Annotated in this window: 14 protein-coding genes; 3 read left to right on the top strand and 11 right to left on the bottom strand. The window is 44.0% G+C overall.

The window, feature by feature from the left end; translation table 11 throughout:
• Positions 1-19 precede the first annotated feature (19 nt).
• Genes CLV98_RS14825 through CLV98_RS14835 form a run of 3 tightly spaced genes read right to left on the bottom strand, consistent with a single transcriptional unit; the run spans position 20 to position 2,010 of the window.
• Positions 20-226, bottom strand: a complete 207-nt coding sequence (locus CLV98_RS14825; RefSeq protein WP_109675258.1) for a hypothetical protein — start codon at positions 224-226, stop codon at positions 20-22.
• A gap of 47 nt (positions 227-273) precedes the next feature.
• Positions 274-1,260 carry a LysM peptidoglycan-binding domain-containing protein gene (locus CLV98_RS14830; RefSeq protein WP_109675260.1) on the bottom strand — a complete coding sequence of 329 codons (987 nt, stop codon included), beginning with the start codon at positions 1,258-1,260 and terminating at the stop codon, positions 274-276.
• Positions 1,261-1,263: 3 nt separating this feature from the next.
• A complete protein-coding gene (locus CLV98_RS14835) occupies positions 1,264-2,010 on the bottom strand; it encodes a DUF4905 domain-containing protein (RefSeq protein WP_158281269.1) in 747 nt (248 codons plus the stop codon).
• Between the two features lie 105 nt (positions 2,011-2,115).
• Between CLV98_RS14835 and kdsB the strand changes: the two genes are divergently transcribed.
• Complete coding sequence (gene kdsB, locus CLV98_RS14840; protein ID WP_109675303.1) at positions 2,116-2,856, top strand: 3-deoxy-manno-octulosonate cytidylyltransferase; 741 nt, start codon at positions 2,116-2,118, stop codon at positions 2,854-2,856.
• 150 nt (positions 2,857-3,006) lie between these two features.
• Positions 3,007-4,572 carry a T9SS response regulator signal transducer PorX gene (porX, locus tag CLV98_RS14845; RefSeq protein WP_109675264.1) on the top strand — a complete coding sequence of 522 codons (1,566 nt, stop codon included), beginning with the start codon at positions 3,007-3,009 and terminating at the stop codon, positions 4,570-4,572.
• A gap of 78 nt (positions 4,573-4,650) precedes the next feature.
• Here the strand turns inward: porX and CLV98_RS14850 are convergent, their stop codons facing one another.
• Together CLV98_RS14850 and fsa are read right to left on the bottom strand one after the other, a co-directional pair.
• On the bottom strand, positions 4,651-5,328 hold the full coding sequence (locus CLV98_RS14850) for a cell division ATP-binding protein FtsE (protein WP_109675266.1): 678 nt from the start codon (positions 5,326-5,328) through the stop codon (positions 4,651-4,653).
• Between the two features lie 123 nt (positions 5,329-5,451).
• The gene (gene fsa, locus CLV98_RS14855; RefSeq protein WP_109675268.1) at positions 5,452-6,108 is read right to left on the bottom strand and encodes a fructose-6-phosphate aldolase; all 657 of its coding nucleotides are present in this window, start codon (positions 6,106-6,108) and stop codon (positions 5,452-5,454) included.
• Positions 6,109-6,387: 279 nt separating this feature from the next.
• On the opposite strand from fsa, the gene CLV98_RS14860 reads away from it, so the two are divergent.
• Positions 6,388-7,095 carry a tetratricopeptide repeat protein gene (locus tag CLV98_RS14860; protein ID WP_109675305.1) on the top strand — a complete coding sequence of 236 codons (708 nt, stop codon included), beginning with the start codon at positions 6,388-6,390 and terminating at the stop codon, positions 7,093-7,095.
• 94 nt (positions 7,096-7,189) lie between these two features.
• Here CLV98_RS14860 and CLV98_RS14865 read toward each other — a convergent pair whose 3' ends face one another.
• The 6 genes from CLV98_RS14865 to CLV98_RS14890 form a co-directional block, all read right to left on the bottom strand.
• On the bottom strand, positions 7,190-7,903 hold the full coding sequence (locus CLV98_RS14865) for a hypothetical protein (RefSeq protein WP_109675270.1): 714 nt from the start codon (positions 7,901-7,903) through the stop codon (positions 7,190-7,192).
• Positions 7,904-8,105: 202 nt separating this feature from the next.
• The gene (locus CLV98_RS14870) at positions 8,106-9,044 is read right to left on the bottom strand and encodes a ketopantoate reductase family protein (RefSeq protein ID WP_109675272.1); all 939 of its coding nucleotides are present in this window, start codon (positions 9,042-9,044) and stop codon (positions 8,106-8,108) included.
• A 104-nt stretch (positions 9,045-9,148) separates the two neighbouring features.
• Positions 9,149-9,949 (bottom strand): haloacid dehalogenase type II, encoded by an 801-nt coding sequence (locus tag CLV98_RS14875; protein ID WP_211320045.1) that lies wholly within the window; start codon positions 9,947-9,949, stop codon positions 9,149-9,151.
• A gap of 47 nt (positions 9,950-9,996) precedes the next feature.
• On the bottom strand, positions 9,997-10,593 hold the full coding sequence (locus CLV98_RS14880) for a TetR/AcrR family transcriptional regulator (protein WP_109675274.1): 597 nt from the start codon (positions 10,591-10,593) through the stop codon (positions 9,997-9,999).
• 64 nt (positions 10,594-10,657) lie between these two features.
• Entirely contained in the window at positions 10,658-11,125 is a 468-nt protein-coding gene (locus CLV98_RS14885; protein WP_109675276.1) for a GNAT family N-acetyltransferase, read from the bottom strand.
• A gap of 292 nt (positions 11,126-11,417) precedes the next feature.
• Positions 11,418-11,666 (bottom strand): PD40 domain-containing protein, encoded by a 249-nt coding sequence (locus CLV98_RS14890; RefSeq protein ID WP_158281270.1) that lies wholly within the window; start codon positions 11,664-11,666, stop codon positions 11,418-11,420.
• Positions 11,667-11,789: the final 123 nt, after the last annotated feature.

The raw sequence follows: 11,789 nt of genomic DNA on the forward strand, positions 1-11,789 counted from the left end.
CGATTTTTTTGAAGACAACTTACCCACGAACCAATTTAAATAAATAGGCTAGGGCCCTTGAAATACCCGAAAAGACCATGACTATACCCGAAAAAACGAAGGTAAATACCGCTATAAAAGGATATAAGAGTACGAAGAGAACACTCCATACCTTATAGCCCACCGTTTTTTTTGCTTCAGCACGCTCCTCCTCTCTTTTGGATCTGAATTCTGGAGAATGTTTCATTAACGTTCAATTTTTTAGGTTTATTCCATAGGTACTATCCACGGAGTTTATTCTATATAACTCACTACGGCCCTAAAACGTTTGCTATTGGGAGATACTTTTTCGAATGCTCTGGAAGACAGCTTAATGACGATTTCATCGTTGATACTCGTATCGGGTATACGGCCAATAATACGCACAATGATACGCTCCTGATTATACTCATTGAGCACCTCCACCAGTGCGCCTATTGGAGCAGTACGGTGTAAGCCCAAAAACTTGCTGGTACTCTCGTCGGTTTCTATAACTTCGGCCAGGCCCGACTCCGATTTTTTCTTACCACTTACCACCTTCGGCGCTGCCACCGTTTCAACGGGCTTCACCGTTTTCTCGGGCACTACGGTTTTGGCTTTCACAGAGTCTTTTACCACGGTAGTCACCACCTTGGCGGGAGCGGCCGAGGCTGGGGTTTCCTTGGAAGCGTTGGGGTCTTTCACTACCAACATCTGCCCTTCTTTTAGGTTGTCGTCGGTAAGGTTGTTCCATTTACGAATATCGGCCATCAGCACGCCAAACTTTACGGCTACGCGGTACAGGGTCTGGCCCGCCTCTACCCTATGAACCCCGTTAGGGGCTTCGGAAACAGAGGCTGCCGCAGTGGGAGCTGCCCCAGTGGATGCTGCCGCAGTGGATGCTGCCCCAGTGGGAGCTGCCCCAGTGGGGGTAGGAACTGATTTCGATTCGGTAACGACCTCCACTTTCCGATCCTTCCCTGCCGCTTTATAAGTGTAGGGTACTCGGAGTATCTGCCCTGCCTGAATATTATCGGGAACCCCAGGGTTAGCTTCTCGGAGCAAGTGGATGGTGGTCCCATAGCGGCGTACCACGGCAAACATCGTTTGTCCTGGATCCACTTTATGTAAAATAAAAGATTTACCACCCACTTTTTCAAACCCTACGGAGTCCACCACGGCAAGGTGATTCTTACTGGCTTCAGAGTCCGAGAACTTCAACAAACCGCCCACACAAAGGGCGAGTATTATAATATACTTCATCAATTAAGAAAACTTTAAACTCGAAAATTCATTTTTATTCTTCAAGAAAACCAATAGATCCTCCTTCATTAGCATAGTGGCCTGCCCTATTCCGTCGGAGGGAGCACTAATTTGTTCATGAAAGATCAACTCCTTGCTTTTGTTTACCACTAGCAAAAATTGTATTAGCTTTTCTTGCTGGTAAATATAATAAGAAAACATCATAAACGGGTTCCACTCCAAATAATCGATGCTAATAGCCGAATGACCGTCGGTCATAGTGGCGATAAAGGCCTTCATAGGTTCGAAATAGGGCTCGCCGTCTTTATAGAGGACGGGCGCCTGCAGGGCCAAGCCCTTTGGCACTGTTAAACTCTCTTCCTTAAACGGAGAATAAGCACCCGTATTGGCATCGACCACAGAATATTTAGGAACACCCCCTCTGCCCTGTCTGCCGGCCACTTTTAGCCAAGGCTTTTCCAAAGGCTCTACCAGCACCTGGTTGGCTAGCTCCCACAAGCTGCTGCCATCCAGCAACGATAGGGCGCGCAGATCAGTGGGCTCTGGAATTTCTGGATATCGATAATCATGAATATAGACCTGGTCGCCGGACATGGCCGTCAACGAACTCCACCAGTCACTATAGGGAGGGCTTACCTCCCACAGCACCTTTTGAAGGCCCGTATCGAGGGCTGCGAAGGACACCTGCTTAGTAGCGGGGTCTCGAAGTTCAACCACCCATTCCTTGCGCTGAACCTCGGGATGCGCCAAAACCCGCCAAATTTGTCGGGAAAACCTATAATTAAAGTGTATTTGCAAAATTTTAAATTTAATTTGACACAAATTTCTAAATATTATCATTCAAACACACGTCCCGTGCAAATATTAGGTATCATTCCTGCTCGCTATGCTTCCACCCGTTTCCCGGCCAAAGCCCTGGTAGACATCGGTGGCAAGAGTATGATTCAGCGCGTCTATGAGCAGGCAATACAGGCCGACAGGCTGTCGAAAGTCATCGTGGCCACCGACGACCAACGTATTTTAGACCATGTAGCGTCTTTTGGTGGGGAGGCGGTGATGACCTCCGTCGACCATCAGAGTGGAACCGACCGCTGCCATGAGGCCTTTATGTCGATAGGTTCCCATTTCGATTATGTCATCAATATTCAGGGCGACGAACCCTTTATCAGCCCAGAACCAATTAACGAACTAGCCTCGGTACTCGACCTGAGCACCGAATTGGCCACTTTAGTCAAAATCATAGATTCGGAAGACCTCCTTTTTAACCCCAACGTACCCAAGGTCGTTTTAAATGCCAGACAAGAGGTGCTCTATTTCAGCCGGCAGACCATCCCCTATCTGCGTGGGCAGGAGCCAGCCGATTGGCTTAAGCAGCATACCTATTACAAGCATATTGGTATTTATGCCTATCGGATCGACGTACTATCCAAGATCACCAGCCTCCCCGTCTCCTCATTAGAAAAGGCAGAGGCCCTCGAACAGCTGCGTTGGCTAGAAAATGGTTTTAGGATCAGGGCCGTCGTCACCACCGACGACTCCCATGGGGTAGACACCCCCGACGACTTGGACAAGGTCACCAAAAAATTCCTTTCTTGAGTTGAACCGGGTAACCTCCATGATATAAGGCCGTTCCTAAATCACGTAGTTCTTAAAGAAAGTTAAATTACCCCCATTAAAGACCATAAAAGCACAAATGGGCGTTAAGAAGGCTAAGAGTTATCTATTTTTCATTGTGAACGATTTTTTATGCAATATAATATTCTATGGGCCGACGATGAGATCGATTTGCTCAAGCCCCATATCATGTTTTTAACCAGCAAAGGCTACCACGTCACCCCCGTAAACAGTGGAGCCGATGCTTTGGACCAAATAGACAGTAAACGTTTCGACATCGTATTCCTGGACGAAATGATGCCTGGAATGACCGGGCTGGAAACCCTTTTCCAGATCAAACAACAAAAGCCCAACCTTCCCGTGGTGATGATCACCAAGAGTGAGGAGGAGCATATCATGGAAGACGCCATAGGGTCCAAGATCGACGACTACCTCATCAAACCCCTGAACCCCAACCAAATCCTGCTTTCGGTAAAGAAAATACTCGACAACAAGCGTTTGGTAACCGAAAAGACCACCCTTTCCTACCAGCAGGAGTTTCGGCATTTGGCCATGCAATATCAAGATCGGATAGGACATGAGGAGTGGGCCGATATTTATAAAAAGTTAATCTATTGGGAGCTCGAACTCGAGAAGTCGCAGGATCAAGGGATGGCCGAGGTATTTAGCATGCAGAAAAGTGACGCTAATGCCAATTTTTGTAAGTTTATAGAAGAGGAATATGAGGGCTGGCTCAACGATCCTCGTGCCGAAAAGCCTATCCTCTCCCACCAGTTGATGAAACAAAAGGTGTTCCCACATCTTAAGGGTTCCAGCGAACCTCTATTCTTTATCCTGATCGACAATTTTCGATACGATCAGTGGAAAATGATTCAACCCGTATTGCAGGAGTATTTTAACATTGAAGAGGAGTCCTCGTATTATTCCATACTTCCTACCACGACGGGCTATGCCCGCAACGCCATCTTTTCGGGAATGATGCCTAGCGAAATGGAAAGAAAATTCCCTCAGTGGTGGGTTAGCGACGAAAACACCCCTGAAGGGGAAGAAGGGCTAAATAATCATGAGAACGATTTTCTGCTCAAGCAACTGGAGGCCAACCGGCTCAATATCAAAAGCTCATATCACAAAATACTAAATATCAACCACGGAAAATCCCTGTTGGACAATTTTTCGAACCTGCTCAACAACCAGCTTAATGTGGTAGTCTATAATTTCGTAGACATGCTCTCACATGCCCGTACCGACGTGCAGATGATCAAGGAGCTCGCACCGGACGAGGCAGCCTATCGCTCGTTGACCAAGTCGTGGTTCCAGCACTCTACCCTATTGGACCTTATCCGTAAGATCGCCGAGAAAAAGGGCCGGTTAATCATCACGACCGACCACGGGATGATTCGCGTGCAGAAGCCAGTGAAGATCATTGGCTACCGCGAAACCAATACCAATTTACGTTACAAACACGGAAAAAATCTGGGCTATGACGAAAACCATGTGATGGTATGTCGTAAGCCTGAAAAGATATTCTTGCCTAAGCCTCATGTTTCCACTTCCTACGTTTTCACCAAGGAAGACTACTTTTTCGCCTATCCCAACAATTACAACCAATATGTTAATTTGTACCGGGATACCTTCCAGCATGGAGGGGTGTCGCTAGAGGAAATGGTGATCCCTTTTATTGACCTTAAAGCCAAATAATGGGCATTGCCCTTAAAAGTAAGAACCCCCTGCAGATTCATTCTACAGGGGGTTCTTATTATATTTTGTGTCAAAAGATTAATGTTCCGTCACACTTCCGTTTTCGCATTTTAACACACGAGCCGGAAATTTACGTATAAAGTCGTGGTTGTGTGTAGCCATTAATATGGCGGTGCCTGCGTTATTGATTGTCTTAAAGACCTGCATGATCTGATCCCCTACTTCGGGATCGAGATTACCCGTAGGCTCGTCGGCTATCAATATTTTGGGTTCGTTGAGCATGGCACGGGCTATGACCACCCGCTGCTGCTCCCCTCCCGAGAGTTGATGAGGCATTCGTTTTTGAGCCGTTCCCAGCCCCACCTGCATCAAAACTTCGGCAATTCTATGCGTTATTTTACTGGGATTGGTCCAGCCCGTCGCCCGTAGTACAAAGGACAAGTTATCCTCTACGGAACGGTCGGAGAGAAGCTGAAAATCTTGGAAAACGATGCCAATCTTACGGCGTAAAAAAGGAATATCGGTTCGTTTTATTTTATGTAGTTCATAGCCTGCCACCTTTGCAGAGCCAGTTTGTAGCCACAAATCGGCATATAGGGTCTTGAGCAAAGAGCTTTTCCCGCTGCCTGTACGGCCTATCATAAAAACGAATTCGCCATTATTGACTTCAAAATGCACGTCGTTTAACACCGGACGATCACCCTGGTAAATATCGGCCTTGTCAAGAATAATGATCGGTTCTGAATTGTCGGTCATAGAAGGTAAAAAATAATATAGTCCAGGTTATCGACGGTTTTGGCGTCATTTAAAAAAATTTCAGACTAGGGTATCGTTGGTAGACATACCCTAGCCTGAAAAGACCGTTTCTTATCACTTCAATTAAGCGTTTCCTTTAGCGTAATCGGCCAAGAACTTTTCAAGTCCGCTATCGGTCAATGGGTGCTTCAATAAGGCTTCAATAGCGCTCAATGGGCCCGTCATCACGTCGGCACCTAGCTCAGCACATTGTAAAATATGCATTGGGTGGCGAACAGAGGCAGCCAACACTTGGGTTTCAAAACCATAGTTTCTGTAGATGGTAAGGATCTGATCGATCAGGCCGATTCCGTCCGTAGAAATATCATCTAAACGACCGATAAATGGAGAAACGTAGGTGGCACCCGCTTTAGCAGCTAACAAAGCTTGTCCGGCAGAGAAAATCAACGTACAGTTGGTACGAATTCCTTTGTTAGAAAAATACTTCAAGGCCTTTACACCTTCTTTGATCATCGGAATCTTTACAACGATTTTGCTATCGATTTCAACCAATGCTTCACCTTCGCGGATCATTCCTTCTAGGTCGGTAGAGATCACCTCCGCACTTACATCTCCATCGACGATATCGCAAATCGCCTTATAATGGCGCATGATATTATCCTTTCCAGTGATACCCTCTTTGGCCATCAAAGATGGGTTGGTGGTTACACCATCGAGTACCCCTAGGGCTTGGGCTTCTTCAATCTCCTTGAGATTGGCAGTATCAATAAAAAATTTCATTTGCAATGTATGGTTATGTAATAGCTACAAAAGTAGGAAACGAAGTGCAAAAGCAAAAAAATTGATGAAAATACCGAGGGAAGAAAAAAAAATAGGCAAACCGAGAATCTCACTGCATCGACCACCTACCCTTGCTTCCGTCAGGACCTGGGGGATTCGGTAGGAGCAAGTAGTTCCGATTTGCCTGCTGCAAAGATAAAAACATTTTATTAACAAAAAGAAAACATTCTTTACCGCTTTACCCTTACTTTTGCAGCAACCAACTAGTAATGAATGAATATGTACCGAATTTTTTTTTTATTTTTTTTTGTTTTCTGCTTCTCCTGTTCCCAATCTTCTGAGGCTTTCTTAAAAAAAGGCAAGGAATTGATGCAATCGGGCCAAACCAAAGAGGCCATTGAATTTATTAACAAGGCCATTGAAAAAAACACCTCAAATGCCGATGCATTTAACGTACGAGGGGTAGCCTATTATGAAATGAAGTCCTTTCCCAATGCATTATTGGATTTTGACCAAGCCATCGAATTACAACCAACCGCCTACCGTCCTTATTACAATAAGGGCTTACTCTTTACCGACCAAAACAAGCTCGACTCCGCCCTTGCCAATTACGACCTTGCTGCCAAGTATGCGCCCGACACCGCCGATGTATACCTAAACAGAGGGATGGTCCATACCTTGCTCGACAGCCGGGAGCTGGCCCTAGCCGATTTCAAAAAGGCCTCCGATCTAAATGCCAACAGCGTAATGGCTTGGTATAATATGGGCAACATCTATTTTCATGACAAAAACTATAAAGAAGCAGCCCAAGCCTTCCGCCAGACCGTCAGCCTTGACCCTTCCAGTGGAAAGGCTTTTTACGGCTTAGCGCTATGCTACTACCAGCTCAATGAAACCGACCTTACTTGCACCACCCTGCAGCAGGCCGTTAGCCTGGGCTATACCGATGCCAAAATTGCCCTTGAAAAATACTGTAAAAAGGACTGAAAAGCCCTTTTGATCAAAAAAGCAACCGGTACCCAAGTACTGGCTGCTTTTTTGATTACTCCCCTGTCTGATGTCCCATCCTACGATGGGAATATCAGTGTACCTCTGAAAATTGATGAGAAGCAAAGCCATCTAATACGAAATTGGTCGTTTTCCTGAGCTCCTCATTCAACCATTTATCCGGGTACAACCCACAAGGAGGCTCCATGGCCATCAATGCTGGCTTCCAAAAAACGAAGCCGTCGGCGGTGGTAGCCTCGTAGCTGCAACATATGATGACATCCTGCCCCCAAAACTTGGCATCGACACTAAACACCTTATCGAGGACCTTACGGGTGTAATCGTAGCGTCGCTCCATGGCTTCTTGTATAGAACGGTCGCGCTTATCGGTAGGCAGATGGTGCAAATATTGATTGGCTCCGAACACCTTATTGCAAAAGTGCATATACTCGAAACTAAAATTTTGATGGGCATGCCAGAAAACATCTAGGGTTTTAGACAATGAATGCAGGTTTCTCCCATCAATTATTTCCAAGGCATAAAATATTTTTAGGTTGGTTAAGCCCCGCGCTAAATATTCCTTTTCGAAATACTGCTCTTCCTTAGGATGTTCTTGCTGTACCCGCCAAATGATCTTTGCATAATCGTCGGAGTCGTTGATAAGGTTTAATGCCGTTTGAATTTTATCATTTACAATTTTGTAACTCTTTTTACGGCTCTCATTAAATTGCCTTTTCGACAATTCGACTACCGGACTAATTTCCTTATCAGTCAAATACTTACGAAGTGGTTTGGTTGTGTCTAACATGGTAAAAAGCTCGTTTATAGTGTGATCAACAGGACATTTTACTAAATTATTATAACCAAATTTAAATAATATATGTCATTAAAAAGGCAATTATTATAATTATTTAACTATCATTTATTATACGGTATAGTTCTATTTTCTTTTAAAAGAAACTTCTACAATATGCAGTTATTTACTTAATTTAAGTCTAGTACTAATGCTATTACCCATTCAAACTGCCCGAATGATAGGCTATTTTATCATTCATTTCTTCATAATTAGAAACGTTAATCCCCAGCTTTCTCCCTTGCTCAATCACGAAGTCGACCAAAACATCCTTCTCATTGGAGGGGCTACGGTTTTCGAAGTCTAGCTGAAGCGATGATTTGGATGGGTATGGAAAGTTGGACAACATAGCCAGTGATCGTTCTACATTTTCATTGGTCAAGGGTACATTCATTCCAATAGCCACCGACTTGACCTCTTGCATCATCGCTTCGAGTTGAGCCCTATTGCTGGGATCCTCCACCAATTCACCAAATGTCTTTTTTAAAGCGGTGGTCATGGCTGCCAGTGGGGAAACGAATAGATACTTCCTCCATACGATGGTCGTGATGTCCTTGGTATAAGTGATGTCCAAACCACCATCGGTCAATATTTTTTCGATTCTGCTAAAATCACCAATCCCCCGATTGCCAAAAAATATTTTCCCTGGCCCGCCAAGGTGTTTAACCACCCCAGGACTTAACATATTCGAAACAATATATATGCAGCCTTCCAGTATTCTGGAAGGGTCGTGCCCGCTATGCGCTTCGATGAGACTTTTTGAATTCACTCCATTCTGAATGGGGATTACGACCGTATCCTCCTTTAAACAGGCACGGTACTCTTCCAATGCTGTGGGCAACGAAAAGGACTTTGTGGTAACTAACAAGATGTCCAGTAATCCAATCTGACCTGCATCGTCGGACGCCATGTAAGGCCTCGAGATGGTAGTTTGGCCATCTTTAATCAAGGTTAAGCCATTATTGAGAATTGCTTCCTTCGTCTCATTTCGACAAATAAAAATTATTTGGGTGCTACCGTCATTTTCATAATGCTTGGTGAGTTTGGCACCAATAAAACATCCGACACCGCCCATGCCTAAAATTCCAATTTTCATACGTTGCGTTTTTATCTCCAACCCTGCTATACTTTCTTAGGCGAAAATAAGATCATACGTTAAGAAGCACGAAGGTTCCGCCAGCGTCAGTAAAAGTCGAATAATTATTTAGGTAAAGCCGTTAATTTTTCTGTCAACAGGGACAAGTCCGGTCCTATCATCTCGGGCTTTGGAGCCAATGGATATAATTGTGCCCCTGGCCGGCTCACAAATGCCCCTCTCCAACCTGCCCAAAGGGCTCCTGCAATATCCCAACCATGGGCAGCTACCAAGAGGCACTCTTTGGGCTTAACAGCCATTTTTCTGGCAGCCCAATTATATGCATCCGCGTGTGGCTTGAACTTACCGATATCTTCAATGCTTAAGCGATCGTCGAAAAACTCGATCAAACCTGCGTTCTCGAATTGGGTTTTCACCCCTTTATAAGAGGAATTGGTAAAAGAAACCAGTTTATACCCATCCTTTTTTAATGCGGCAAGGGCATTTTTTACTTCAGGATGTGCAGGTAAAGCTCTTAATGGTTCGAGGATGGCCTCTAACGATTGTTTTTCCGAAAGGGTGATCCCGTTGTTGGCTGCCACCATCCGCAATGCGGCTGCACCAATAACTCCGAAGTCATCATATTGCCTTCCTACTGTAACTACCAGGGAGTATTGTAGCATGGTGGTAAACCATAATGGAAGCAAATCGGCCCGACCGCCCAGGGCATCCCCTACACTTTTCTTCATAACCGTCAGATCCAATAGGGTTTCATTAACATCGAAGTAAAGCACCTTGGGTCGGATCAGGTTCTCTGAGTTGATCTCCAATGGCTGACTTCCTACTTCCATTTGCGGAAGGGCCAGGCTCGTTAAAGCAACGCCTCCCATATTCTTAATAAAGCTTCTTCTGTTTTTTGTCATCATTTTAGGCATCATAAACATTCTATACCGAATGTTTTTAGTTAAAAAAATTATAATTGATCGATAAATAGGTTGGTACCCACCAGATAATCATTCAAAATGGCATCATCTAGGTACAACTTCCGCAAGCCCCTCACCCCTTCAAATGAGCTTATCAAATAGGTGGCCACGGCCACATTATCAAACTCCGTTAGAAAACACTGGTTCTTTTTGCCTTTTTCCAACAGCTTTACTAAGGCTTCCTTCCATTCATCAATGATTCGCCTCAGTGCATTTTGATAGACCGTCTCCATATCGCCTATTTCATTGATTAAGTTGTTGGCCGGGCAGCCCTTTTGCTTTTCGTACAGGGAAAAAGAGGCTAATCTGTTCTTAAAAATTTCCTTCAGTAAAAGCTTTGGCTCTTTAGGATCCGATAAAGGACCCACCATCCAGTTGTATATTCTTTTCTGAACTCTTTGGGTAATCACCTCCATCCCAATTTCCTTTTTGTCCTTGAAATGGTGGTAAAATGCACCTTTTGTAAGGGATGTAGCCTCCATAATCCCGGCAATACTCGTAGCCTTAAAACCGTTTTCGTAGAACAGTTCGAACGCCTTATCAATAATAAGCTGCCTGGTAAGTTCCGATTTTAATTGCTGATCCATGGGGCAAAGATATAAAACATTCTGAATAGAATGTTTTATATCTTTGATTTTTAAGGAATTGAGATTAATCCTTAATTATCAATTCCATCACTAAGACCTCTATACCATGATAATTAACCTGTTCGATGGGCAGCCACCCCAATTGACGATAAAGTCCACCACTCAAATTTTCGGTTTGAAGGTATAGTGTTTTGATCTTCAATTTTTTTGCAATAGCAATTAATTCCAAAATGATCTGACTGGCAATACCTTTACCCCGATGTTCCTGGGAAACGTAAACCCCTCCCAACCAATGTACTTTATCGGGATATATGCTCATTTCATGATATTTCAGCTGAGCAGCACCCAAAGGTTGACCATTTCCTATGGCTATTAAAATAAGCGGTATTTCACCTGGATTTAGATAGGCTTGAAGGTTCTCAATTTCTGTATCTAGGGTTTTATCTTTACTAAGACAACCCCATTCTTCAAAATACCACTTGGCTATTATTGGTAATAGATTTGGATGATCCGCTAAGAGTTCCAGTTTCATATGGTGATGCATAACGAGCAGCAATTTAAGGAGGACTGGAATGAAAACTCCTGCTGGTGTACGCTTTATGTTGACTTAAATGTAGTTGGAGGGGGGGGGCAAAATTAAATCAGGCTTTAAATGAATAATGAAAATAAAACAACGGTCAGCATTCATATATTACAATAAGATCGAAATTTTCAGGAAAACAAATCGGTCGTTGAGACGACAACCGATTGATACATCAGGATTTCGTTTATCCCGTAGAACGAACTGAGGAATTTCTCTTCCTCTCCTTTTTTTCAACAAACTATTATTCCTTAACTACCCCCGCAAAATACAAATCAAATCCACCTTTACCCCCTGCACGATTGGAGGAGAATACCAGCATGTTTTGGTTCCAAGAAACGCCTGCATCGATCAAAATAGGCCTAAACTCATCGAACTCGGTGTTGATTGTAGCACCAAAATTGACGGGCTCGCTCCATTTGCCACCGGTTAGGGTACTATAATAGAGGTCATAACCCCCATAGCCCCCTGCCCTATTAGAAGCAAAAACCATTTTATTTTCAAAACACTAGTGTCCGGTAAAAAAAATAAAGCGAGTGATTATTTTTGATAACCACCCGCCCCAGTCTAATTTTGAGTTGCAAGACAAAAAATTAAAGACATGGGCAAAAGTACA

The organism is Dyadobacter jejuensis (genome assembly GCF_003149085.1).
GTDB classification, from domain to species: domain Bacteria; phylum Bacteroidota; class Bacteroidia; order Cytophagales; family Spirosomataceae; genus Dyadobacter; species Dyadobacter jejuensis.